Raw genomic sequence first — 25,319 nt, 5'->3', positions numbered from 1 at the left:
TGCTTCAAGGCCGGGACTGGCTGACCGCAGCCCCCACCGGCAGCAAAAACATTGACAGCAAATGTGATGCAGGCCATTGCCGGCGCGACATGCGCGCCCGGCCCCAATTTCAACCAAGGAGACTACATTGGACGGCGGCTCGGAAGGTCATAGTACCATCTGGTCGCGCCTGAGCAGACTGTTCGGGCACGACGATCAGGAATCTCTGGAAAAAGCCATTCTTGAAGCAAGCGCTGATGGCGAGGTGGAGCCCGATGAGGAATCCATGCTGCTTGGCATTCTGCGCTTCAACGATCTTCAGGTGCAGGACACAATGATCCCCCGCACCGATATCGACTGCGTCCCCCACGATATGCCCCTGAGCAAAGTGGCGCACATCATCGTGCGCTCGGGGCACTCGCGCATTCCCGTATACAAAGAGACCCGCGACAACATCGTGGGCATTCTGCACGCCAAGGACCTTTTGCGCAGCATGCTTGACACGGGCGGCAAACCTTCGTCCATCGCCGAGCTTATCCGCGAGCCCTTCTTTGTGCCCGAAACCAAGTCCATACGAACGCTTCTGCAGGAATTTCGCGCTCGCAAACAGCATATCGCCATAGCTCTGGACGAGTACGGCGGCACATCCGGGCTCATTACCATTGAGGACGTGCTGGAAGAAATCGTCGGCGATATTGAAGACGAACACGACGCTCCCCGGAAGGAAGACATCCGCCCCCTGAGCGATAACGCCTACGAGCTCACGGGCCGCGCCCTGCTTGAAGACCTTGAGGACATGGGCGTTGACCTGGATTCCGACGAGGTCGACACCATTGGCGGCTACCTCAGCATGGAAGCCGGTCATGTGCCCGCCCCCGGCGAAAGCTTTACGCTGCGCGGCTGGACCTTCACCGTGCTTGAAGCTGACCGTAAGCTCATCCTGCGTCTGCGCATGGAACCGGCAAACAGCGCCGCCAGCCGTTCAGGCGCGGAGCACGTGGCGGACCATGAGGCGGATCAGGCATCACGGGCGTCAGCGGCCGTGACTACCGACTCGCAAGAAGCACAGACAACGCTCGGCGGTAAAGCCACAGCCATAGTAGATGATATCCACAGCGCCGTGGTGCAGTCCGCTCAGGCCAACGCGCTGACGGAAACCGACGCCGCCCGCCCGACGGACTCTTCGGCCAGGGTATGAGCCGTACCCAGAGTATGAGTCCTACGCTGGCCCCCGCATTCCGGCCTGACAGCTCCGCGCTGTTTACAGGCATTGTGGGCGCTGCAGGCATCTGGCTGGGCTTTCCCAACGACCTGGCAGGCCTGCCGCCGCTGGTTCTGCTGTGGCCGATGGCCCTGGCCTGGCTCGGCCTGTACGCCCCCACGTCGGGGGCTGCGCTGCGCCGGGGCTGGCTGAGCAGTCTGGCCGGGGGCATGGCGGCCCTCTACTGGCTCAGCATGCCCGTGCACAATGTGGGCGGCCTGCCGTGGCTTCTGGCCATACCCTGCGCCCTTTTCATCGTCGCCTGTATTTCCAGCGCCGGGGGGCTGTTCGCCGTGGCGGCGCGCTTGCTGCGTCACCGCCCCCCCATCTTGTGGGCCGTGATGCTGGGCCTTTTGTGGTATGTGCTTGAGGCTGTGTACGCTCTGGCTCTGGGCTTTCCCTGGCTGGAGCTTTCAGGCGCGCTTGCCGCGTGGCCCCTGTTGGTGCAGGGCGCTGACACGGTGGGCGCGTACGGCCTGTCCGGCCTCTGGGTCATCGCCGCCCTTCTGTGCGCCCTGGCCCTGCTGCCGCACCCTGCCGCACCCTGCCCCAAGGCGCCGTCCTGTAAAAACGGCGGAAAAGATGGCGGAAAAGGCAGCACAGAGCAAGGCGCGGAAGACATTGCCGCAGCCTCTGACACGCCCGGCAACTCCGGCCTTGGCGTAAAAAAATCATGGCGGCCCGCCAGCCTTGTCTGCGGTCTTGCCATGACCTGCCTGCTGCTGGGCTACGGCGCGCTGCGGCTGCACCAGCAGCCCCTGAATGCCGACCCTGTGGGGCCGCAAAGCGTGCAGGCCCTGTTTGTGGAAGGCAATGTGGACCAGAACCAGAAGTGGCTGCCCGCGTTCCAGCGTCAGACCGTCGATCTGTATCTGCGCCTCACCTACGATGCCCTGGCGCAGCGGCCTGGGGAGCATCCGCTTATCATCTGGCCCGAAACGGCCTTGCCCTTCTTTTTTGAGACCAATCAGCTGCATTCCCCCAGAGTACGGCAGTTGCCAGCCGTCACCGGCAGCCCCCTGCTTGTGGGCGCGCCAGGCCTGGAGCGACGCGCTGACAAAAAAGAGCCTGACGTTTTTAACCGCGCCTTTCTGCTGACGCCGCCCGACGGCGCTGTGGCCGGATACTACGACAAGGAGCATCTGGTTCCTTTTGGCGAATACCTGCCGGAATGGCTCAACTGGAGCTTTCTTGAAGCCCTGCTGCAGGGCGTTGGCGTCTACCAGACAGGCACGGCCATCGCGCCCCTGCGCTACGGCAATCTTGCTATGGGCATGCTCATTTGCTATGAAGGCATATTTCCCTGGCTGGCGCAGGCACGGGTCGAGGATGGCGCCAACATCCTGGTTGACATCAGTAACGACGGCTGGTTCGGCGCAACTCCAGCTCCGCGCCAGCACCTGTATCTGACAGCGCTCCGCGCCATTGAACAAAACCGCTGGATACTGCGCGGCACCAACACCGGTATTTCCGTGGTGGTGGATGCCCGCGGGCGTCTGACCATGCACGGCGCACAGTTCAGGGAACAGGCGCTCTGGGGACGTGCCGCGCTTGAAAGCGCGCCCAGCCTGTACCACCGCCTGTGGCCCTGGCCCCTGCCCGTAGCCGCCGCCCTGCTGGGCGTTCTGCTTTTGCCGGGCTGTCGCGGCAGGTCACGGCGCAATTCCGACGCCTGAAATTGATCGGCGCCCCTTATGGTCGCTGCCGGCGCAAGCCGGATACACCTTCAACCAATCGACCCGTCATGTTGCAACTTTCAGATCTTCGCGCCGCCTGCAATCCGCTTACCCAACGTTTTTCCTCCCTTTGGGGGCGACTTTGACGTTGCGGCCAGCGAAAAAAGGCTGCAAGCCATAGAAACAGAAATTTCACGCCCAGGCGCCTGGGACAAGCCAGAGGCCCTTACGCCTGTTCTTCAGGAAAAACGCCGTCTTGAGGATGAGGTTGGCCGCCTGAACAGGCTCAAAACCTGCCATGACGACATGAACGAATGGCTGGCCCTTGCCACTGAAAGCGAAGATCCCGAAGCGCTCGAATCTCTGGCCAACCAGCAAAAAGAGCTGACCGCGCTGCTGGACGAGACCGAGCTTGTGATGCTGCTTTCCGCCGAGGAAGACAATCAGGACGCCATACTTGAAATCCACCCCGGCGCTGGCGGCACCGAGTCGCAGGACTGGGCCGAAATGCTGCTGCGCATGTACACCCGCTGGGCCGCCGACCACGACTACAAGGTTGAGGAAATGGATTTTCTGCCCGGCGATGAAGCGGGAATCAAGAGCGTTACCCTGCGCATATCCGGTCCCCACGCCTTTGGCTTTCTCAAGAGCGAGCGCGGCATCCACCGCCTTATCCGCATTTCTCCCTTTGATTCTTCGGGCCGCAGGCACACGTCCTTTGCCTCGGTGGACGTCATCCCCGACGCCGGCGACGATATCGAACTGGATATCAAGGAAGCCGACCTGCGCGTGGACATTTTCCGCTCCAGCGGCCCCGGCGGCCAGAGCGTCAACACCACAAGCTCGGCGGTGCGCATTACCCACATTCCCACGGGCATCTCGGCCCAGTGCCAGAATGAAAAGTCGCAGCACCACAACAAGGAAACCGCTCTGCGCGTTCTGCGCGCCCGCCTTTACAACATGGAGCTTGAAAAACGCGACGCGGCCCGTCAGGCCCAGTACGCGGGCAAGGACGCCATAGCCTTTGGCAGCCAGATACGCACGTATACGCTGCAACCGTACCGCCTGGTCAAGGACCACCGCACGGGCACTGAAGTGGGCGATGTGGACGCAGTTCTGGACGGCCATATCGATGCCTTCCAACACGACTACCTTTTGTATCGCCATGAGCAGCAACGCTGAACTTGACGCCCTGGCGCGCGAACTGCTGGCCCTGCGCAAGGCGGGCGCGGCGGACGATCCCGCGCCCGACGCTGGGGACCATGTGCCGCACACCGTGCTGGTGGCCCGCCTTTTGTCGGGCTTCAGCCCCGACCGCTGGCAGAGTTTCTGCCGCGACTACGCGGAAAGCAGATGGTGCGTGCTGCCCGTGGCCGGGGCAACCCTGCCCGAGGGCATGCCTGACGGCTGGCCCGAACTGCCGACCCAGATGGTCAACGTGCTCATCAACAGGCTTTTTCTGGATCAGATCCAGCGTGAAGTACTGCGTTTTTCACGTTCTGGGGGCGACCTTTGCCTGATATACGCCGATATCACAAACAGAGGCGCGGCACGCACGCAGTGGGAACGGGAAGAGCTTGAGCAGCTTGATGCGGCCCTGGCCGCCGCCTTGCGTGAACACAGCGAAGCCTGCGACAGCCTCAGCCATGTGGCGGGGGGGCGCTATTCCCTGCTGTTGCCAGGGGTGAACCCCTTGCGGGCGCGACTGCTGGCAGACCAGATACAAAAAGCCTTTGTCTGCCAGGTCGGACTGCGCAACACGGCGCTGGCCAACAGCGCCCCTGTGTGCGCTCTTGGCATTGCCTGCATTAATCCGGGAACTGGCGCCACCGCCCAATCCCTGCTGACCCAGGCAGAAGACGCCCTGAAAAACGCGCTGTCGCAACAAAGCGGCCATATCTGCCTTGCGGGCGGCGCAAGCCTGGAAGAACGGGCAAGCCTGGTTCATTCCAGCGAAAAACGCTTTCTTTTCTTCGGGAGAAACAACTGATGGCAAATAAAACCTTGAGCGTGGTCCTGCTGAGCGGCAAGGGCGGGGTCGGAAAAACCAATATTTCGCTCAATCTGGCCTGCGCTCTGTTCCAGATGGGTTTTAAAAACCTGCTCATGGACTGCGACCTGGGACTTGCCAACATGGACGTATTGCTGGGCATCACGCCTGAGGGCAACCTGCAAAACGCCCTGCTGGGCGAAGCGAGCATCCGCGACGTGCTGCATTCTGTCGAGCCCGAGGGCTTTGACGTGCTGCCTGCCGCCTCGGGCGTGCCAGAGCTTACTGAACTGCAGCCCGACATGCGGGATGTGCTGCTGGCCCGCCTTGAGCCCGAACTGAGCCGGTACGATTATGTTTTCATGGACGTGGGCGCGGGCATTTCCGGCACAGTGCAGACCTTCGCCTCCATGGCGGCCATGCGCATTGTGGTCATCACCCCGGAACCCACATCCCTGACCGACAGCTACGCGCTCATCAAGGTGCTCAACGCCCGTTACGGGCTGCGCGACTTTATGGTCATCGTCAACCAGGTTGCTTCCGCCAGCGAGGCCAAGTCCTCCTTTGACAAGCTGCACGGCGCCTGCCGCCATTTTCTGCATCTTGAGCCCGTGCTGCTGGGGCACATCCGCAACGACAAGAAACTGCCCGAAGCCGTCTGCCGCCAGCAGCCCCTCATGTACTACGCCCCAGGCTGCCCTGCGGCCCAGGACATACACAACCTGGCTTCACGCCTGCAAAGGCTACGCCTGGGCATGGCCGACTGGCTGGCCCCCCGAAAAATTCTGCAGCCGCTCCCTGATAAACACTGAAGAAGAGCGTAAAAAGCCTGCGTGGACTGTTTACCTTGCTGCATAAAAGGTATAGGTTTGAATTAGCAATAGATGCCTATTGTTGACTCTCCTTAGCATTCGGGCTTTGAAGTACGGGGCGGATTGCGGCGAACACAAAAAATTGCCAGCAATACCGCTAAGATACTGGACGATCCCTACCGTTTCAGGCAGAATGCTTCCGCGAGTAACATAACGCAGTTACGGAGGCGTGATGAACAAAAGCGAACTTATCAAGGCGCTGGCCGACGAAACCAATATCCCCTTTGATGATGCGTCAATGGTGGTAAACACCTTTTTTGACGCCATGAAGCAGTCCCTGCTTGCCGGAGAGCGCATTGAAATTCGCGGCTTTGGCAGCTTTAAAATCAAAGAGTATGAGGGCTATGCGGGTCGCAACCCCAAGACTGGGGAAAGCGTCACCGTGTCCTCGAAACGTCTGCCCTTTTTTCGCGCTGGCAAGGAACTGAAAGAATTTATAAATCAATAGGCATAGTTGCATAACGCGGCTTTGCCGCAATCTGAGCCGAACGGGATGAAGGTGTACCTTCATTCTCGGCGTTCGGCCATCCATAGGCGCGCAAAGCGCGCCAAGGAGACCGTCATGCTGTTTTCCGGTGCTATGACAGCGCTTGTCACCCCCTTCAAGAACAATGCCCTTGACGAGGAGGCCTACCGAAACTTCATTGAATTCCAGATCACTGAAGGTATTCATGGCCTGGTGCCCTGCGGCACCACCGGCGAATCCGCCACCCTCAGCCACGAAGAACACGAAAGGGTCATTGAAATCTGCATCGATCAGGCCAAGGGGCGAGTTCCCGTTCTGGCCGGGGCTGGCTCAAACAACACGCTCGAAGCCATCCGCCTGACCCGCTTCGCCAAAAAAGCCGGGGCCAACGGAGCGTTGCTCATCACCCCCTATTACAACAAACCGACCCAGGAAGGGCTGTTCCAGCACTACAAGGCCATAGCCGAAGCCGTGGACATCCCGCTTGTGCCCTACAACGTGCCTGGCAGAACGGGGTGCAACCTGTTGCCGGAAACTCTGGCTCGCCTGGCCAAGGCTTTCCCCCACATTGTGGGCGTCAAGGAAGCTACCGGCGACATGGCCCAGGGCAGCAAAACCCTGTCCAGCTGCCCTCAGGGGTTCAGCGTGCTTTCCGGTGATGACTTCACCGCCCTGCCCCTCATGGCCCTGGGCGGTCATGGCGTCATTTCCGTTACGTCCAACCTTGTGCCTGGCCGCATGGCCGCCATGGTCAATGCCTTCCGCAAGGGCGACGTTGCCGGGGCCGCGCGTATCCATCATGAACTTTTCCCGCTGCACGAAGCCATGTTCTTTGAAAGCAATCCCATCCCGGCCAAGACGGCCCTGCACCTCATGGGCAAGATGGAAGCCGAGCTGCGCCTGCCGCTTTGCCCTCTGGGCGCAGCAGCCAAAGAAAAGCTTGTTCCGGTGTTGCGCCAGATGAAACTCATCTAGGCCAGATTAGCTTTGAAATGCGCCAGGCTGAAGATATTCGGCGCAGCGTCAAGCGCTAGACCCCGTCTTACGGGAGTCCGTAAAACAAAATCCCCCGGCAGTGCTCTTGCCGGGGGATTTTTGATTACAGGCTCCCCTTTGGGGCGATTCTTGCCAGAGCAATGCTCGTTGCAATACTTTGTGCAGAAGAGACCAGCATTCTGGAACGGACAACGGTAAAACTTCACGCTGAAATACTTTGTGGGTGAGGGCCTCTTTTGCATAAGGGACACTCACCCACCCCCCCACCGCCTAAAACTCTTGGCGTATTTTTATAAATTACAACGAGGTTTCTGTGCATGTGCCCCCCGGACGCAGAGCGATTTCACTCGTCTGCCGTCAGACGTCTGGGCGGACTTTACGAACGCCGCCACCATGGCTGGTGCACGTTCTCAAATACCCCTCAGACGCGCCGGGGCAGACCAATCAGCACCACACCCGCATAGCGGGTGGTGCTTTGTTTCTCGCGATGCCGCGCTCAACTGGCCAAAGCCATAAAAAAGCAGACTGACCGCTCCAAGGGGCGGCCAGTCTGCTTTTTTACGGCGCTGCCAGTGCAGAACGCCTATACTCCAAACTTACATGGCGGCCTTGTAGATGGCGGCCACGGCTGCGTCTGTCATGGTACGGGGGTTGGTAAGGCCGCAGGCGTCCTTCTGCGCGTTGGCCGTCATTGTGGGGATATCTTCTTCCTTCACGTCCTTGCCGTACTTCTTGCCAAGAGCCTTAAGGCCAACAGGAATGCCCACGTCCTGCGACAGGGTATTGATGGCGGCAATGGCCTTTTTGGAAGCTTCATCAGCGCTCAGACCATCGGTGATCTCGCCGAGAATGCGGGCGATGCGGCCAAAGCGGCGGCGGGTGGCGATGCGGTTGTATTCACTGACGTACGGCAGAAGAATGGCGTTACATTCACCATGGGGCAGGTCATAGAAGCCGCCCAACTGGTGCGCCATGGCGTGAACATGACCCAGGCTGGCGTTGTTGAAGGCCATACCGGCCAGATACTGGGCGTAGCACATGCCTTCACGGGCTTCTTTGTCCTGACCGTTGGCAACCGCGCGGCGCAGGTAACGGTTGATAAATTCCATGGCTTTTTCGGCGCAGGCATCGGTCATGGGAGTGGCGGCAGTGGAAACATAGGCTTCAACAGCATGCGTCAGGGCGTCCATGCCGGTGGCCGCGGTAAGGGCCGGGGGCATGCCCATCATGAGCAGGGGATCGTCAATGGCGACGCCAGGAGTGCAGCGCCAGTCAACAATGGCCATCTTCACCTTGCGGGACGTGTCGGTGATGATGCAGAAACGGGTCATTTCAGAAGCGGTACCAGCGGTGGTGTTGACGGCCACGTAGGGCGGGAAGGGCTTGGAGGACTTGTCCACGCCTTCGTAGTCATGAATCTTGCCGCCGTTGCCAGCGAGAAAACCCACGCCCTTGCCGCAGTCATGCGAGCTGCCGCCGCCAAGCGTAATGATGCTGTCACATTTTTCCTTTTTGTACATGGCAAAAGCAGCATCCACATTCTTGTCAGTGGGGTTGGGCACAGTCTGATCGAAAATGGCGTACTTCATCTTTGCGGCATCAAGGATGCCGGTAATCTGCTTCAGGATGCCAGCCTTGACGATGCCCTGGTCGGTAACGATCAGGGGTTTGCTGCCACCGATGTTCTTAAGACGAGCAGGAATCTCCTTGGAACATCCCTCGCCCACAAGGGTAACATTGGGAATGAAGAAGGAAGTGATCTGGCCCATGTGCATGCTTTTAAGCTCAGTACTCATAGCGACTCCTGGCGTTATGCGAACACAACATACCTAAGTTACTTAATGTATGTGCCGCAGTGATAAGAAAGCGTCCTTTAGGGAGACATTACAGCATAGAAAAATCCATTGCAAGCGCTGTAGAGTGTAACTACCAAACCTTTTAAATTATTTTTTGCTTCAATACATCTGTTCTTTTTTACACAACTAAATATATTTTGTTCTTTTTTGCACAATACAACGTTGATTGAATGTTCACCCAAAAATTGAAACCGTGACAACGACAATCTATCATACCAATTTTATTAATAAAATATACATTCAACGACTCTCGAACACCAGTGAGTAAAAAACAATAGCGGCCTCAGAGGGATTCTGGGCAAGAGCGCCCGATCCAGCAAGACGTCGCGCTGCAAAGCCTCAATGCCACTACGCTGTCAAAATGGGGAACTATAGGGAATATACATTCATAAAAGAGACGCCACGCCTGTCGCGCCGTATATTTGCATAAGGGAATAGCAGCGCTGCTTTGGCGCGGGGTAATCGGGCAAAGGCGCGGCTGCGCGCACGCCTCGCTGCGTGTGGGGTTGGCAACCGCCCGCCATCGAAAAATGGCAATGCCCAGTGACGTAAAGCACTGCGCCAACACAGGCAAAATGCAGAAGCGCTGTGTTGCAGACAAGGTTTGTGAAGGGGCTCTTCAGACGTATTTGGAGGCAAGCGCGTGCGGCGCACGCGACTATGGTTGCCGCTATGCGCGCGCCTCGAACGCCTATGGGACGCCACGCCTTACCGTAGTGCCCCATAAACCCAAAAACACCGTCATTGGCTGTACGAAAGTCCGGGCGCAGTATCCGGAATTTTGAAATTTTCTGTCGCTGGATGTGCGCATGTGTGATGTGCAATGGCTCGCGGCCATGCAGGCAGGCGCGCCGTGAAGGCGCAAACGGGATTTATCCGCGCGGCTGCGGGCAGCAGCGGACGCTTGAAGTTCCGGGAATATTCATCTCGGGGGATCTACTCTGGCAGCAAGCTCGTCTTGCTGTGATGCCCGGCGCAAACAGCAGCGATTGTACACCCGCCAAGCCCGCCCGCGCAGGCTCGCAACTCCCCTTCCTGCCGCCAGAACCCTTACACGTTGAGTGGCGTGATGCCTGGAAGACACAGCCTTCAGGGCCCCTGCCTCAGATCAGAAACCCCTTAATACAGAATAATGTTGAGAACATGCCTTCTCAGCGCTTACGTCATGCCCTCTACGATATTTACCACGCGAAAAAACAGCATTGACGCCTGCATGACGGGTGCCTGCACGGCGAGCATCTGCCCGCAGCTGCCAGGGCGGAGCACATAGAAATCTTCACATTTCAATGCGTCGTTCTGCCGGAAGATGCGGGTTTCTGCTGCATCTGCACCACGTTGCGACGCGGTGCACGCTTGTGCAGCATTGGAGGATGCACCCTTTTTCAAAGGTGACAGGCTCTATCATGAGAGTTTTAGGGGGTGGGGGCGTGGGGGAGGAGACCCTTTTGCAAAAGGGTCCCTTCCCCACAAAGCATTTCAAGAAACAACGCGGTTAACGCGGGCCGCCCGGCTCTTTCATCTTGCCGGGTCGGCACATGCGGCCCAGGCTCCGCAGATAGGCTTTACGCTTGTCCAGAAAGAACGCCAGGGGGCGGGAGAAGTTGCGTCCCAGCAGACCGTCGACCAAAAGCTGGCTGATCTCGCGCTCACGGGTCAGCACAAGCTGCGATCTGGCCAGCACATTACGGTCAGCTTCAGGCAGGGCGCGCGCTACCTGCCGAAAAGCATCTTGCGCCCGGGGCTGATAGAACCAGATATACATAAGATCAAGGGCATTGACGATAAAGGCTCTTTCCAGTTCCTTGCCCTTGATGCCCCCGCTGCCCTGAAGTCCCCCTGGACGCGCCAACTTGATGAGGGCGTCTTCGTGCGGGAAAAGCAGTTCCAGCCGCGTATAGCAGTCAAAGAGGTTGTTAAGCTTGCTTTTGTAGTCCCAGCGGCGCATGCGCAGGTTCACCTGGCTGTCGGCGTAGCCTTCAATGAGGGCTGCCACCGTGTCTGAAGCCATCTTCGACACCACTGCCGCGCTGGGCACCAGATAGATTTCGGGATTAAGCACGCCGAGGCCCTCAAGGCCATACTGCAACGTGTAGCCGTAGATTGACGACACGGGAATGGCCAGGGCGCTGCGGAAGAGGTTGCCGATGGCGGCCTCCTTGGGAAAGCCGCGAAAAACATTATGCGCGCAGATGTAGAAACCGTTGATGATGTTCAGAACCGTGAAGACGGTCCAGGGATTTTGAGCCACTGTAATGCCCATGGTCCTGTCCAGCAGCCACACGCGCACCAGCACTTCCAGCAACAGCACAGAGATGCCCGTGTACATGAGCGAATCGCACAAGCGGCTTACACTGACCTGATCTTTCCAGTGGATGAGGGTATCACGCGTGGCCCCCTTGGCGGCCAGCACCATCTGCACCACATTGCGCACGCCCGTAATGCCGAACCATATGAAGGTGCCGCCCCAGGCGAGCACCCACCAGTCCTGCGTGTACAGAAAGGAGAAAAAGGCGGGTACAAAGCCCAGCAACACTTTGAGCCAGTTGCAGAACGAACTGTTCAGATAGGCAAAACCAGGGGGCCGAGGATCAGCCTGCTGCTTTTTGCCGAGCAGATTATTGCCTGTGGCCGTGCTGAGTCCGCCAAGGTTGATGACGTTGCCCTGGCCGCACACGCGAAAATCTTCGCTGGCGGTCTTCCAGGTCTTGCGGCGCTCCAGGCCCAAATGACGGCAGCCGGGCAGCCAGTGCAGACAGGAGGCCAGCCGCTGCCAGGACGTGGGATTACGGGGCTTGGCATAGCTGTAAACTTCCTCAACCGGCGAACAGATGGGAATTTCAAACTGCTGCTGTCCTCTGCCCTTGTGCGCCGTAAAGCGCCCATTGGGCAGGGTATCCTTGATGACAAATCCCATGCCGTAGGTAATGCGGCTGGCGGAACTTGTACCAAGGCGCGAACCAAGGGGCTTGTGGCGGTAGTGCTCCCACAGCTTCGGCACGTTGTGCAGTATGTCGCGAAATTTTGCGGCCCTTTCTTCATCCACAGTACGCATGCGACGCGCCATTTGGCGTATCATCTGTTTTACGCGCGGGCCGAGCCCTTCATTGAAGGCCTGCTGCAGTTCGCTAATGGGCTTGAGGTTGGTCTGCTGCCGCTCCATCCAGCTCTTCATGTTGAAGATTTCCAGATGGGTAATGTTGCCCTTGGCATCCCATAAAAGCTCAGCCACGTCCTCAACGCTCAGGCCCGAGGTGCAGAGCACCAGACGGTAGCCTGGCGTAAGCTCCGCCAGTTCCCGCGTGAGTTCGAACATGGAAAGCCGCATGAGATGGGGCATTTCTTCGTGAGGCGGCGGACTGTCCAGATCGGGCAGTTCGGGATGCAGGGCTGCGGAAAGCCATTCCTCGGCTATATGCTCAGGCCCCATGCGCTCAAGAACCGCCAGTTCGGCGCGTGAAACGGCGTCGTCAATCTCGGCGAGCCTGGCGGCGCGCTGCCGCAGGGCAGGCTGCACATGGCGGTGCAGCCCTTCTGCCAGATGCAGGCTGCTGGCCTGGCCGCGCCCGACGAAACGCAAAAAATCGTCCGCCGACAGTTCGGGTATTTCCACCCCCCAGGCGGCTTCCATCCTGGGGCGCTGGTGCTCGTTCCACAAAGAAAGGCAATGCAGGACGCGATCACGCCGCCAGCGCAGCACTTCGCGGCCGCGCTTCATCATTTCCGCCACCTTGGGGCTGTGCAGAAATTCCAAAAAATCTTCGTGCGAACTGAAGCCGCGCGGTATCCAGAACAGACTTACAAAACGCCCATAAAATGGCACCTGAAATTCCAGGCCAATACGCACGGCAATGCCCGTAATTTCGGCTGCACGCAGAATTTCGCGCGCGGCATCGGGCTGCACCCAGTATTCATAAGCCACCGTGAGCGAGCGCAGCCCCTTGATCCAGGCGTCCATGATAAGGTGGGTCGGGGTTTTGCGGCCCTTGGTGTTGGCGTCGTATACGTGGTCGTCAAAGGCTATCTGGTTCCAGGCCTCTGGCATTTCCGGCAGATGATACCGCGCCAGCATGCGGCGGACAACGCGCGGCGTGCCCTGCACCGTCCGGCGAAAGTCATGCGCCAGCTTGAGCTGCTCCAAAGGATTGTCATGAGCGCGCACAATGCTTTTCATGATCTGCATGAGCACGCGCGCCGTATTGCGGCGCAGCGTCGAGTGCGCGCTGTTGAGCACCTCATCGTACAGGGTTTGCAGGGCCAGCAGGCGGTCTCTCGCCTGGGTGCGCCCTACCTGAAGATTGCGCAGCAGGTTGATGACGGCATAGGCCATGCGCGAAACCGGAGTGGCGACGAGCTCCTTGATGCCGTGCGGGTGCAGGCTGGGGTCAAAAAGACTGGTATCCGAAGGTTTGTTATCGGATTCCAGAATGCGGTTGACAAGCATGAGGATATCCCTGTCCTGCTTGTCAAAATAAATACCACGCCGTAGGAAGCTCACGCCATGTACTCCTTGCAAAAAACCGCCCGACGGCGGCTGGAATAAACCATCTGCAACAGTAGCGCGCACCGGCGCTCACGTCAAATACCCGATCTCAGAAAGGTTTCGCCCTGAAACGCCCAGAGGCCGCCCGCGCGGGACGGCAAGGCAGGCCGCAGACGCGCCATGAAGCAAGGGCGGCTGCCCTTTACCCCTGGCCGTTGCGGCAGCATGCGCAAGGCCCGCATAAAGGCGCAAAACGCGCAGGACTGCTCGGGCGAGCGCCGTGCGGCGCGCACCCTGACGTTTAAAGGACATATGCTCAAGGGGCATCTGCGCTCGCCGTAAAGACAAAAAACGTTCTCATAACCTTGAGAATGGTGCTCACAAGGCGACGTCGCGGCAAAGGCAAAATTTCGTACGGCTGACGATCAAAAGAAGTACAGCAGGACAAGACTGGCAGAAGGCAGAGGAAGGCAAACCGCGTGAGAATACGGGCAGGGGCTCGACAAAAGGCGGGCATGATGCACTCGAACAGCAAGTTGGGGGACGAGCCGCCGGATGCTGCAGCCCGTCCCCCGGTTGCCCTGAGGCAACCCGGACACACCCCGGCCTTCGCGTCCCGCCGGTTCCGGGACTAAAGGAGCGGTTGGCGACTGCCTGGCAAAAGGCACTCCCCTTGTGGTCCGCCATAAAAACGTCTGATCACGCCGTGTAAAAACGATTCCGCAGCGCCATGCCGTATCCGCGCTGCCCAGACGGGGCATGCCTGCCATGACGGGGCCGTATCCGTGCATCTGCCGCCAGCGCGGCACGTCAGCAGGCACGCGACTGCGGCCCGTCACTGCGGCACGTAGCGCGGCAGGTCAGCGCGGCACAAACCCTCACAACTTTTTCGCCCTAAATATCAACGCAGTCTTTTCGCCGCGACTCCCCGCTGAAGCCGCCCACGCCCTGCGCCCGACGGGCCGTCGCCGTCCGGCACAGCGTCAACCGAATTCTGATGTCAGATAAACTCGTCCATACAGCCAGCACGCACTTTTTTGAGCAGGCGTTCCGCCGCGCCGCGCTCATGCAGGGACATTCTGCCCAGCTTTTCATCCAGTAGGCGCTCGCCCTGGATGCGCGTGTAGGGTGTGGCGTAATGCAGCAAAAATTCCATAAACGACGCCACCGAATTGGGACTACACTGCCCTTTCATGCCGCACTCGCGCACCATGGCAAGGAATTCCTCGCCCCTGCGGCCCAGACGTGGGCACGCCGCGCAAAACGAAGGCAGATGCCGCGCGTCTTCAAGCAGAAAGCGCACCACTTCATCCACATGACAATCCTCGCCCAGGGGGAAGGGGACCTGCTGGCCGGGGGCCACGGTCCATCCGCCATACGGGTTGGCCACACTGCCCGTGAGCAGTTGCGAGGCCCCGGCGCCACAGCCGTCGCGCCAGAGTCCGGCAGGTTCCTTTGTGGTCAGGATGATGCCCGCATAGGGCAGGGCCAGTCTGACCAGGGCCACGCACCGCAGGTAGTCGGCATCACTCACCGGGTAGGGCGCACTCATGAGACTGCCGGGCGCGGGACGCATCCTGTGCAGGCTTACGGTACGGCACCCCATATCGTAAACGCGCTCAAGATGCTGCGCATGCTGCGCTACGGCAAGCAGGTCAAACTGCCATGGGCCAAGGCCCAGCAGAATGCCCATGCCCACGTCGGGCACGCCTGCCGCAAAGGCCGTATCGGGAGCGGTAAGGCGCTTAACATAGTTGCTTTTCGGGCCGGCTATATGGGCCGCGCGGTAACTGGGCTCATGATAGGTGTCCTGATAGATGAGGACAGTGCCCACATAGGCGTCCAGAAGCACCTGGTACTGGCTGCTTTCCAGCGGCCCCACATTGACGTTGACGCTGTGGATTTCACCCACCCCGTCAAAAAGCGTATAGAGAATGCTTATGGCTTCGGCCAGGTAGTCCACATCGGCATTGGGCAACTGCCCGCTGACCAGAAATATGCGTTTGTGACCCTGGCGAATGAGCTTCAGCGCGGACTCGCGCATTTCCGGCGAGGTCATGTACTTGCGCTCCACAAGCCCGTTATCCCGCCGGTTGGAACAGTACAGACACTCACTGCCGCAATGGTTGGAAAGATGCAGCGGGGCTGAAAGCACCATGCGGTCGCCGTAGACCTTCTGCTTCACCTCGTCCGCCACGGCAAGAATGCGCTCGTGCCCCACCGGATCATCAACACGCATGAGAGCCACGATTTCGTCCTGGTTCAGGGGCTCCATCCGCATGGATTTATCCAGAATATCGCGAAGTTCGATGGAGTCTGGAGCCTTCTGGCGGCTCAAGGCTTTTTCAATCGCGGCCACATCAAACCATAGGGGCAATGACTCCGCAGACATACCGTTCACCCTCTCATGCATTTCACAAAAATGTCTGTTAGAAAATTTTCATATACATTTTCTGTCGATGATTTGATTGTCCAATATTTCACATTGTACTGTCAAGAAAGAACTTCAAATATTTTACAACCGCACCAGCAGCCACTGCCTCAAAATTGCGCGCAAAAGCGCGCACCCGGCTTCTGCCCGAATATCCGCGGAGTCTTTGCTCTACAAAAGCAAGTGAAGATTTGGCTCTGTTCTAGAACAGGTTTTATAAAATTAGGTTAACGTTATTTCCACCCTCAGATATACTTTATAAAAAAATTAGGAGGGTAATATTATGCTGATAATTTTATTAATTATTTGAATATGAAAGAAGATTCATTAATCTTTCATTTAACTATCAGACATATTTGCAATAAATATGTCTGATAGTTATGCCAATTACAACAACGAGCCCCTTTCTTTAAACAGAGCCAAAGATTTTAAGAGGTGGCGGGGGGCGTGGGGGAGGATGGGTTTTGCAAAAGGGTCCCTTCCCACAGGGCATATCAATGAAAAATTGCCCCTGCTCACTGAAAAGGGGCATCCACCTGGGTGTATGCCCCTGCGCCATTTCCCTTGCGCTTCCAGCTATTGCGGGCTGCGCTACGCGGGCGTATGCTTATCTCCTGGCCGTTCGGCCTCATATACGAGTTTAAGGAATACTGCCCATGCGCCACCGCGAATCGTCTTCTGTGCTGCCCCCTGTCTTTTTCCTGCTCTGCCTCACTCTGCTGGCCTTCTGGGCCACAAGCGCCCCATACGCGGCGGAAACGGCCCCTGCCGCCGGCGGGCCGTTGCGCGTGGCCCTGCTGCTGGAGCATCCCGGCGGCGACGGCGGCTGGAACGACGCCCTGCTGCGCGGGCTTGAACGGGCACGGCAACTGCCTGTTGCAACCGAAGTTCTGGTGGCCCCGGCCCAGGCCGATGCCGCCGCCATGCAGGAATTTTTCCGCAATGCCGCTTCCAGCCATGACCTTGTGCTTGTGGCCTCCGACCAGCTGCACGAAGCCCTCCGCAACAATGCCGCCAACTACCGCCGGACCCTGTTTGGCTGCATTGATGCAGGCATACGCGCGCCCAACATCATGTCCATAACCTTTGCCGACGAGCAGGCGGCCTATCTTGCCGGAGCGGCAGCGGCCATGCTCACGGTGCAGACATCCCTGCCCGGCATCAATGCCGACCGAACCATCGGCTGGCTGTCGGGGCAAGACGTGCCCGCCATGCGCTCCCTGCTCAATGGCTTTGTGGAGGGCGCGCGCCTTGTGGACCCGGAGGTGCGCGTCATCAACAGGATCACGGGCTCCTTTACGGACGCGGCAGCCGGAGGAAAGACCGCCAGCGAACTGCTGGACCAGGGCGCGGACATTCTGGTGCTGGCCAGCGGGCTCGGCAACGGGCCAGCTATGGAAGAAGCCGCCAGACGGGGCGCGTATGTCATAGGACTTGACGGAAACCAGGACGGCAAACTGCCCGGGCGCGTGCTCACCTCCATAGTCAAAAAGGCGGACGACGCCGTGTATGACCTGGTGGCCGCTGCCGCCTCGGGCAACTTCAAGGGCAAGGAAATACTCGTACGCGACCTCAAAAGCGGCGGCGTGGATATTACGGATATGGAGCCGTTCCGCAAATCGGCGGGCAAAAACATTCCGGCGGGCATGGACCGCAGGCTGCGCGAACTGCGCGGCGAACTGGAGAACGGCGGCATCCGCCTGAAATCCCTGCGCGAAAGAACACTCTGCGACTGCCTGTAGCGTGACGCCGCGCAAGGACGCGGCGATTCTGGAGAATTCTGATGCCCGTTTATTACTGGTTTCCCATACTCGGCTGTCTGGGAATCGGCTTCATGTTCATGAACATTCCGCCAGTGGCCACGCAGTTCATGCAACTTTTTCATGTGGGCTACAGCGGACTGTCGTTCTTTCTGAGCGCCCTTTTCTGGACGCACGCCCTGGCGCAGATTCCGGCGGGACTGCTTATCGACAGGCTGGGCATACTGCGCTCCCTGGTGATCTCGACCATCCTTTGCACCGTGTGTTCGCTTGCGCCTTTTCTGGCCCCCGAGAATCTCGGCCTGGCCATAGTTATGCGCCTTGTGGTGGGTATGGCCTCGTCCATGCTTTTTCTTGGCGTGGTTTCTGTGGTCAAGGTTCTGGCCCCACCGCAGTTTCTGGCCCGCGCCCAGGGAATGCAGGGCGCGGCCTTCAGTTTCGGCACTATGGTTCCTTACCTTGTGCTGCCGTTTTTCGAGGCTCAGGGGTGGGTGGTGAGCTACATCATGGTGGCCCTGATGCCCGCCCTGCTGCTGCTCTCTTTGCTCTGGACGCCACGCGCTGCATTGCGACCGCAAACCGTTCCCGGCACTGACGGCAACATATGGCTGTCACTCAAAGCCGTAGCCAGATCAAGACAGCTCTGGTTTCTCGGCTGCTGCCACGGATTTTCTTTCGGCACCATCACGGCGCTGGGCAGCTGGCTGCCCACTATTCTTGCCGACCGCGACCAGAGCAACAAGCCTGAACACTGGGCTCTGGCCACTGGCGTGGTGCTTCTGGCCGGAACCTTTGCCCGCATGGGCGGCGGGGAGCTTGGCGGCAGAAGCGACCTCCACAAGCTGCTGACACGCCTTGTGCTTGGCATTTCCCTGCTCTACACGGCCATGGCCCTCATGCCCGGCCCCTTGACCACACTGGCGGCGGGCGCGTGCCTGGCCGTCTTTTGCGGCGGCACCTACGCTGCGGTATTTGTTCTGACCATCCGCACTACAGGGCCGGGGCTTGTGGCCACCGGAGTGGGCTTTATGGCTACCGTCGCCTGCCTCATCAATGTGCTGCTCACCCTGCTGATGGGCAATGTGCGCGAATACGCGGGTTCATTTGGCCCGGCCCTGCTTGTTACGGCCCTGTGCACTGCGGCGCTGTACCTGTGGGGGCGCAGTCTCTGCCGTAACGGAAGCTTCAGCTAAAAAAGGCATGGGGGGCGGCCCGCCCCCGCCTCTCAGGCATTGCCGCAAAATAAAAAAACAGGTAAATTGATTATGCCCGGCCCCAAACCGGCCCCCGCGGGTTGCACCCAAAACCCCGTGGCATCCCCCCACCTACAATCTGTCCGCCTTCCTGCGTCTCCACAATTTTCAGGGAGAAAATCATGCTAAAAAAATATACTGTCCTGTTTCTTACCGCCCTCATGCTGCTGCTTTTTACCGCGCCCGCAGCGAACGCGGCCAGGCTGGTACGCGTTCCCACCGCCTGGGTGGACGAGTTTGAAACGTTTCTCATGTGGTACGCCAAGGAAAAAAAATGGGACAGAGACGCCGGGCTGGATATTGAAATCCAACAGTATAATTCCGGCGCTGAAATTCTTAATGCCCATTCCACGGGGGCATGGGTATACGCGGGCATGGGGGTGGTTCCTTCCATCATTGGCAATATGCGCAACAATGTCATTGCCATAGCCATCGGTGTGGATGAGGCTGCAGCCAATGGCGTGGTGGTGCATGCCGACAGTCCCATTGCCGCGGTCAAGGGCTGGAACAAGGAGTACCCCAATGTGCTGGGCAGCCCGGACACTGTGCGCGGCAAGACCTTTGTGCTTACCGACATCAGCTCGGCGCACTATGTTCTTTCCACATGGTTGAAGGTGCTTGGCCTGCAGGACAGCGACATCAGCATCCGTGACATGGCGCAAGGGCTGGTAGTGGCCAGTCTTGAAAACCATATCGGCGACGGGGCCGCCCTTTGGGCGCCGCAACTGTATCTGGCGCTGGACAAGGGCGGAGTGCTCGCCGCAGACCTGAAAAGCTGCGGCAAGGAAAGCTACACCTACCTCGTGGCCGACAAGACATATGCTAACGCCAATCCCGAAATAACGGCCAAATTTCTTACGGTGTATTTCAGGGCTGTGGATGACTACCTGAGCAAAAGTCCTGAAGTTTTTTTGCAGGATTATCGACGCTTTTACCTTGAATGGGCAGGCAAGGACTATGATGAAGACCTGCTGCGGCGGGACATAAAGAACCATCAGGTGCTGGCCCTGGCCGAGCAGCAGAACCTTTTTGACGAGACCAAGGGCCGTAGCGAAGTGCAGAAAGACATTGAGGCCGTTGCCCAGTTTTTCGGCAGCCTGGGGCGGTTGAGCAAGGACGAACTGTCCAGAATCAACACCTCAGCATACTCCAGCGACAAATTCATCAAGTTGGTGCCGCCCAACCTCAAGCTGAAAAAATAGCGGCTGAAAGCGGCCCGGCGCGGCCAGAGCGGCGACCAAATCAGCGGCCAAATCTACGGCTAGTCCGGCTAAACCGCTCATAAGCGCAACGGCAACGGCACGGAGCAATCCGTGCCGTTGCCGTTGTCATTTGGCACTCTAGCAAAACAGAATAAAAATTGGGGGGGTGGGGCGTGGGGGGCGGCGACCCTTTTTAGAGCAGTTAACTTTGAAAAAAGTTAACTGCTCTAACGCTGCACGAGGGTACGGCGCGCCACAACGTGGAGTGGATTCAGCCGAAAATACGATTTGCGGCTGAATGACAACTTTGAAAAGTAAAACATTTCAAAGTTAATCTGGTCTGAAAGGGGCGCCTCCCCCGCTAAGCACTTCACCCTACCGTCCCACCTAGACAGTGTCGTCACGAGATGAATTTTCAGTCATCTCAAGGAGAATGAGCCTGTTATGCAGGGAGTGCGCTTTGATGGCGCTCGACCGGAATAAAAGGCGAAGTTCGACGCGAAAATAACCGGAAAGGCGCTCGTGACGACACTGCCTAGCGGCCGCCCCTGGCGGGTTCGTCAAAACGCGGCACGGACATGTGGCAGCGGCCCCGTCCGGTGCGCTCGGCGAAGCGCTGGTGATAGGCCTCAGCCTCATAAAAAGGCCCGGCTGGCTCAAGGCGCGTCACCACATCATAGCCCTTTTCCCGCAGAAGATTCATGAGCTTGAGGGCCACGGCCTTTTGCTCCGCATCGAGGTAAAACACGGCGGATCGGTACTGACTGCCCACATCGGGGCCCTGGCGGTCCAGCTGGGTGGGGTCGTGAATTTCAAAAAAGCGGCGCAGGATCTGCTCATAACTGATCTGCGTGGGATCAAAGACAATGCGCACGGCTTCAGCATGGCCGGTGTCTCCCCGGCACACGTCCTCATAGGAAGGGTTTGGCGTGTGGCCGCCCGTATAGCCAGAAACAACGTCGCGCACGCCGGGCATGCGCCTGAAGGCGTCCTCCACTCCCCAAAAGCAGCCCCCGGCCACAATGGCCGTGCCAGTTGTCGCGGCGGCCTGGGCGCGCTGCGCCAGAACCTTGGCTTCTTCAGGACTGCCAGCGGGATAAAAGGCCATGGACAGCGAGTTGACGCAGTGGCGGGTGTTCTTGGCCGTAAAGCCTTCGCCTTCAAACACATGACCAAGATGCCCTCCGCAATTGGCGCAGACTATCTCTACCCTTCTGCCGTCCGCATCGGGCAGCCGCCGCACGGCACCCGGCAATTCGGCATCAAAGCTTGGCCAGCCGCAGCCGGACGCAAACTTGTCTTTTGAGCTGTACAGCGCAGCGCCGCACTGCCGGCAGACGTAGGTTCCCGCCGCCTTGTTGCTGTTAAGTTGGCCAGAGTTCGGAGCCTCCGTGCCTTTGCGCAAAATAACGTCCGCCTCGCGTTCGTTGAGAGGCGGCATGGGATATGAGGGCTTCATGGCAGCCTCCTGTGAAGGGCTGGCTGAAACAACGACGGCGGCGTCTGCCTTTGTCGCCGAGAGTACGGAATACAGGCCGCAAAACAGAAAAACGGCCAGAATCAGAAAAAGGGCATGTTCACGCATACTATTCTCACTATTTCCTATTATAATAAGTACCCTGCGGGCAGGGTCAATGCTTCTCTGCAGGCACGGGCCTTCAGCCACAGAAAGGCGGAGGCAAAAAGGCACGCGACGTACACGGGACGGGGCATCCCGCCATAACGGAGCATAGGGGAAAGGCAGCACGTCCAGCCCACGCACGGTGTGGAAGACTGCGCGCCCAGCGATTCGGATTATAAAGGGAAGACAGGGCATACCGTTGTGCGGCTTGCCGTGGAAAAGTTGCGCGCTTCAAGGATGCCGCCGATAAAGGTCGCCTTGGCGAAGTTCGGGCACAGCGCGTCGTGCCGCCCTGCGGCAACGGCCCCTGCGTTCAGGCAGACTGCCATTGCAAACAGCCCTTTCAAGGTCTGCGGCATGCCGTTGTAGCGTTTGAGAGCGAAAACCTCGCCCTGCGCGGCGGTGGCCTGCGCGACGGTGGCCTGCGCACACGACCGCCCGTATATTTCACGATACAAATGCCGTTGTGCGCGGCACTGCCGTCATGAGGCGAAACCGTCCGGGTGGGTCTTGTGCCATTCCCAGGCCGAGGCGATGATCTCGTCAATGCCCGCCCTGGCTTGCCAGCCGAGAATTTCTTTGGCGCGGTCAGCCGAAGCCACGAGCCGCGCGGGATCGCCATAGCGGCGCAAGGCCATAGTGACGCCAATGTCATACCCTGTCACGCGGCAGGCCGCAGCCACCATTTCGCGTACGCTGAACCCCTTGCCGTTGCCAAGGTTGCAGATTTCGCTGCCGCCCCCGGCGCACAGGTAGTCCAGAGCGCGCATATGCGCGTCCGCCAGATCCATAACATCCAGATAGTCACGGATGCAGGTGCCGTCGGGCGTGGGATAGTCATTGCCAAAAATGGTTACTGTATCCCGGCGGCCCAAGGGAACCTGAAGAATCAGGGGGATAAGATGGCTTTCGGGGTTGTGGGCCTCGCCTATGGCGCCGCCGGGCCACGCGCCGCCCACGTTGAAGTACCGCAGGCTCACAAAGCGGATGCCGTGGGCCTTGCCCACCCAGTGCATCATGCGCTCCATAATGAGCTTACTTTCGCCGTAGGGATTGGTGGGGCGCAAAGGCGCGTCCTCATCAATGGGCACGCTTTCCTGCTCGCCGTACACGGCAGCCGACGATGAAAAAACTATCTTGTCCACACGGTTGCGCACCATGGCTTCCAATAGAGTCTGCATCCCGTGGACATTATTGTGAAAATATTTCAGCGGCTGCTCCATGCTCTCGCCCACCAGCGAACTGGCGGCAAAATGGAGTACCGCATCCACCCCGTGACTTGAAAACACGTGGTCCAGCAGCGCTCCATCCCTTATGTCGCCTTCATACAGGCTCACGCCGTCAGGCAAGGAGGCACGATGGCCGGTCAAAAAATTGTCCACAACTACTATGTCTTCACCGCGCGCCAGCAAAGCGCGTACATTATGGGAGCCTATATAGCCAGCCCCACCGCAAACCAATATGGACATGGGCATTCTCTTTTGTTGAAAGCACAGCAGCGCCGTCGCGCCGCGCGAATGGAGTTCCGCTTTTTGCACATCAACTGCGGTCTGGCAAGCCTCACCAGTACCTTGAGTGTATTTTGCCACGTCTTTTACTGTGAAGCCAGCACTGAGCGAAATTTTTTTACGCTACGCTGGCAACGCGCTGTTAAAGCAGGTTCACGTAAAATTTACCTGGCTGGTCGCCACCGTGCGCTTGCCCTGACGACACAAAAGCGGAATATTTGCTCTGGCACGCGCCCAAGGGACATGCCAGCGCCTTGAAGAACTGGTATTGGCAACGCCATACGCTCGAAAGAAAAAACGCGGCGGAGCATCTGCACGCCCGTGCGCTGGTGCGCTTTGCCACGGCAAAGCGCACGCTGCCCTGGGGCATTTAACACTTGGACTGCTCGCCTTCAGTGGCAAGGGTTTTTAGAAAATCCTTGCCACTGAAGGCGAGCAGGTAACTCACTTCATTCGTAAACTGCCCTAAAAACGGCGCAAGGCCCGAAACCAACCGGGGGCTTCAGGCCTTGCGAGCATATCTACCCAAGCAGCCGCAAATTCCGGGCTGCCACTACGCCTTGCTGCAGCTATTCTACAGCATTTTCGCATTGAGAATATCCATTTTCAATGCTTCCAAGACGCCCGCTTCGACGCGTAACTACGCAAATAAACTGCGCTTACGCCTACGCGGCGGGAGTCTGCTCCCGCATCCGCTACAGCCTCTTGAGCACATCCTCGGCAAAGGAGACAATGGCGTCGGGATCGTTGGAGGCGTCGCCCTCCATCTTGAGGCCTTCACAAATGATTTCGGCCCCGAGGCTCTTGGCCTTCTCTTCAATGGCAGGCACCGCGCCGCAATAGTGCTCATACTCCATATCGCCCGACGCGAAGGCGGCCACCTTCTTGCCCTTGAGGCCCATGCTTTCCATTTCGTCAAAGAGGGGGGCGAAATCGTCCTGCAGTTCCAGATCTTCCATGCCCCAGGCCGAGCTGCCCATAAGCACGGCGTCGTAACCGTCGGCCAGGTTCTCGGCAGCGGCTTCAGCAGCATTCAGCAGGGTCACTTCATGACCGCCAGCGGCAATAAGCTCTTCCAGCTTCTGGGCAATGCTTTCAGTATTGCCGGTGCTGGAACCATACAGAATCATAACCTTGCTCATGGTGCGCTCCTTCCGGTCATTGACCGGACATTTATAAAATGAATTTCATTTTCAAGTGAAATAATTAGGTTCCCTGCCTGTGTCAAGCCCATATCCCAATACAATGAAAGGTTTCGTCAAAAGACTGCTGTACGCCCCTCAATCCGGGCGTCGTCCGGCGTGGGCGCTGCAGCCGCGCGCAGGGCAGCTCGCGGAATTTCGGTTGGTCCTGCCCTTGCGGAGCACGGGAAAACCTCGCCCTTTTGTCCCTTCTGGCTGTCTGGCGGCCCTGCCCGCGCTTGCGTCGCTCTGGAACCGCGAGAGGCAAGCGCGAGACATGGTCATTTTCACAACAAACTGCCCTTCTGCCCGGTTCTGTAAAGACCCCGGACAGGGTCAGCGTCTTCAGCTTACAAAGGGTCGAAAAAACATCTGTGACCAAGATCACATTTGTGAATTCTTTTTTCGCATGTCGTCATCTGCAGCCATAGGCCGCCACCTGGCATGAGATGTGCTGTCGCCGGAATGCGCGGCCCTCGGAAGGGCAACCCCCATGCTGCAGGACAGTTCACGCCAGAGCGGATAAACGGCGAGAGGATTGTGACGCCTGAACGGCATTGCTTCTGGCTCCGCCCCTTCAAATCAAAAAACACCCTGTATCCTACTCTAACAAATGTTTTATGGGGTGGGGCGTGATGGAGGAGACCCCTTTTTTAGAGCAGGCGGATTCAACTTGCAAGTGCAACACCCTCAAAGTTGAATGAAAAGGCAAGGTGGTATAGCCCTTTAGCCTCTCCATCCAACCAAAGATTGAGGGGCGTATGGGCTATGCACACCTTGCCAGGGA

Annotated in this window: 18 protein-coding genes and 1 pseudogene; 11 read left to right on the top strand and 8 right to left on the bottom strand. The window is 58.5% G+C overall.

Annotation, left to right across the window (positions count from 1 at the left end; genetic code table 11):
• Nucleotides 1–127 precede the first annotated feature (127 nt).
• From BCS36_RS08425 to dapA, 7 genes and pseudogenes are all read left to right on the top strand, one after another.
• A pseudogene (locus tag BCS36_RS08425) lies at nucleotides 128–952 on the top strand (hemolysin family protein); the annotation flags it as partial.
• Nucleotides 953–1,173: 221 nt separating this feature from the next.
• On the top strand, nucleotides 1,174–2,916 hold the full coding sequence (gene lnt, locus BCS36_RS08420) for an apolipoprotein N-acyltransferase (RefSeq protein ID WP_291302460.1): 1,743 nt from the start codon (nucleotides 1,174–1,176) through the stop codon (nucleotides 2,914–2,916).
• Nucleotides 2,917–2,984: 68 nt separating this feature from the next.
• Nucleotides 2,985–4,098 (top strand): peptide chain release factor 2 gene (gene prfB, locus BCS36_RS08415; RefSeq protein WP_291302459.1). Its coding sequence is split into 2 segments (ribosomal slippage): nucleotides 2,985–3,059 and nucleotides 3,061–4,098, totalling 1,113 coding nucleotides; the frame shifts between segments, so codons are not numbered across the junction.
• Nucleotides 4,082–4,906, top strand: a complete 825-nt coding sequence (locus BCS36_RS08410) for a GGDEF domain-containing protein (protein ID WP_291302458.1) — start codon at nucleotides 4,082–4,084, stop codon at nucleotides 4,904–4,906. Before prfB ends, BCS36_RS08410 begins: the two co-directional genes overlap by 17 nt.
• Complete coding sequence (locus BCS36_RS08405; protein ID WP_291302457.1) at nucleotides 4,906–5,718, top strand: MinD/ParA family protein; 813 nt, start codon at nucleotides 4,906–4,908, stop codon at nucleotides 5,716–5,718. The genes BCS36_RS08410 and BCS36_RS08405 overlap by 1 nt, the downstream gene beginning before the upstream one ends.
• A gap of 232 nt (nucleotides 5,719–5,950) precedes the next feature.
• On the top strand, nucleotides 5,951–6,226 hold the full coding sequence (locus BCS36_RS08400) for an HU family DNA-binding protein (RefSeq protein ID WP_179979932.1): 276 nt from the start codon (nucleotides 5,951–5,953) through the stop codon (nucleotides 6,224–6,226).
• A 114-nt stretch (nucleotides 6,227–6,340) separates the two neighbouring features.
• Nucleotides 6,341–7,219 (top strand): 4-hydroxy-tetrahydrodipicolinate synthase, encoded by an 879-nt coding sequence (dapA, locus tag BCS36_RS08395; protein ID WP_291302456.1) that lies wholly within the window; start codon nucleotides 6,341–6,343, stop codon nucleotides 7,217–7,219.
• A 617-nt stretch (nucleotides 7,220–7,836) separates the two neighbouring features.
• Here dapA and BCS36_RS08390 read toward each other — a convergent pair.
• The 3 genes from BCS36_RS08390 to BCS36_RS08380 all read right to left on the bottom strand — a co-directional run bounded on the left by BCS36_RS08390 (nucleotide 7,837) and on the right by BCS36_RS08380 (nucleotide 13,591).
• Nucleotides 7,837–9,036, bottom strand: a complete 1,200-nt coding sequence (locus BCS36_RS08390) for an iron-containing alcohol dehydrogenase (RefSeq protein WP_291302455.1) — start codon at nucleotides 9,034–9,036, stop codon at nucleotides 7,837–7,839.
• 1,218 nt (nucleotides 9,037–10,254) lie between these two features.
• Nucleotides 10,255–10,482 (bottom strand): hypothetical protein, encoded by a 228-nt coding sequence (locus BCS36_RS08385; protein WP_291302454.1) that lies wholly within the window; start codon nucleotides 10,480–10,482, stop codon nucleotides 10,255–10,257.
• A gap of 106 nt (nucleotides 10,483–10,588) precedes the next feature.
• The gene (locus BCS36_RS08380; protein ID WP_291302453.1) at nucleotides 10,589–13,591 is read right to left on the bottom strand and encodes a hypothetical protein; all 3,003 of its coding nucleotides are present in this window, start codon (nucleotides 13,589–13,591) and stop codon (nucleotides 10,589–10,591) included.
• A gap of 165 nt (nucleotides 13,592–13,756) precedes the next feature.
• On the opposite strand from BCS36_RS08380, the gene BCS36_RS08375 reads away from it, so the two are divergent.
• The gene (locus BCS36_RS08375) at nucleotides 13,757–13,918 is read left to right on the top strand and encodes a hypothetical protein (protein WP_291302452.1); all 162 of its coding nucleotides are present in this window, start codon (nucleotides 13,757–13,759) and stop codon (nucleotides 13,916–13,918) included.
• Nucleotides 13,919–14,576: 658 nt separating this feature from the next.
• Here the strand turns inward: BCS36_RS08375 and BCS36_RS08370 are convergent.
• Nucleotides 14,577–15,968 (bottom strand): radical SAM protein, encoded by a 1,392-nt coding sequence (locus BCS36_RS08370; protein WP_291302451.1) that lies wholly within the window; start codon nucleotides 15,966–15,968, stop codon nucleotides 14,577–14,579.
• 695 nt (nucleotides 15,969–16,663) lie between these two features.
• On the opposite strand from BCS36_RS08370, the gene BCS36_RS08365 reads away from it, so the two are divergent.
• From BCS36_RS08365 to BCS36_RS08355, 3 genes are all read left to right on the top strand, one after another.
• On the top strand, nucleotides 16,664–17,749 hold the full coding sequence (locus BCS36_RS08365; protein WP_291302450.1) for a BMP family protein: 1,086 nt from the start codon (nucleotides 16,664–16,666) through the stop codon (nucleotides 17,747–17,749).
• A gap of 41 nt (nucleotides 17,750–17,790) precedes the next feature.
• The gene (locus tag BCS36_RS08360) at nucleotides 17,791–18,960 is read left to right on the top strand and encodes a nitrate/nitrite transporter (RefSeq protein ID WP_291302449.1); all 1,170 of its coding nucleotides are present in this window, start codon (nucleotides 17,791–17,793) and stop codon (nucleotides 18,958–18,960) included.
• A gap of 182 nt (nucleotides 18,961–19,142) precedes the next feature.
• Nucleotides 19,143–20,222, top strand: a complete 1,080-nt coding sequence (locus tag BCS36_RS08355) for an ABC transporter substrate-binding protein (protein WP_291302448.1) — start codon at nucleotides 19,143–19,145, stop codon at nucleotides 20,220–20,222.
• 535 nt (nucleotides 20,223–20,757) lie between these two features.
• Here BCS36_RS08355 and BCS36_RS08350 read toward each other — a convergent pair.
• From BCS36_RS08350 to BCS36_RS08335, 4 genes are all read right to left on the bottom strand, one after another.
• The gene (locus BCS36_RS08350) at nucleotides 20,758–21,807 is read right to left on the bottom strand and encodes a bifunctional methionine sulfoxide reductase B/A protein (RefSeq protein ID WP_291302447.1); all 1,050 of its coding nucleotides are present in this window, start codon (nucleotides 21,805–21,807) and stop codon (nucleotides 20,758–20,760) included.
• 209 nt (nucleotides 21,808–22,016) lie between these two features.
• Nucleotides 22,017–22,301 carry a hypothetical protein gene (locus BCS36_RS08345; protein ID WP_291302446.1) on the bottom strand — a complete coding sequence of 95 codons (285 nt, stop codon included), beginning with the start codon at nucleotides 22,299–22,301 and terminating at the stop codon, nucleotides 22,017–22,019.
• 24 nt (nucleotides 22,302–22,325) lie between these two features.
• Nucleotides 22,326–23,312 carry a UDP-glucose 4-epimerase GalE gene (galE, locus tag BCS36_RS08340; protein WP_291302445.1) on the bottom strand — a complete coding sequence of 329 codons (987 nt, stop codon included), beginning with the start codon at nucleotides 23,310–23,312 and terminating at the stop codon, nucleotides 22,326–22,328.
• Between the two features lie 734 nt (nucleotides 23,313–24,046).
• Nucleotides 24,047–24,493, bottom strand: a complete 447-nt coding sequence (locus BCS36_RS08335; protein WP_291302444.1) for a flavodoxin — start codon at nucleotides 24,491–24,493, stop codon at nucleotides 24,047–24,049.
• Nucleotides 24,494–25,319 lie beyond the last annotated feature (826 nt).

The sequence above is a fragment of the Desulfovibrio sp. MES5 genome (assembly GCF_002237645.1).
Taxonomy (GTDB): Bacteria; Desulfobacterota; Desulfovibrionia; order Desulfovibrionales; family Desulfovibrionaceae; genus Desulfovibrio.
Note: the sequence above shows the minus strand (reverse complement) of the source record. Positions and strands in the feature narration are given on the sequence as shown.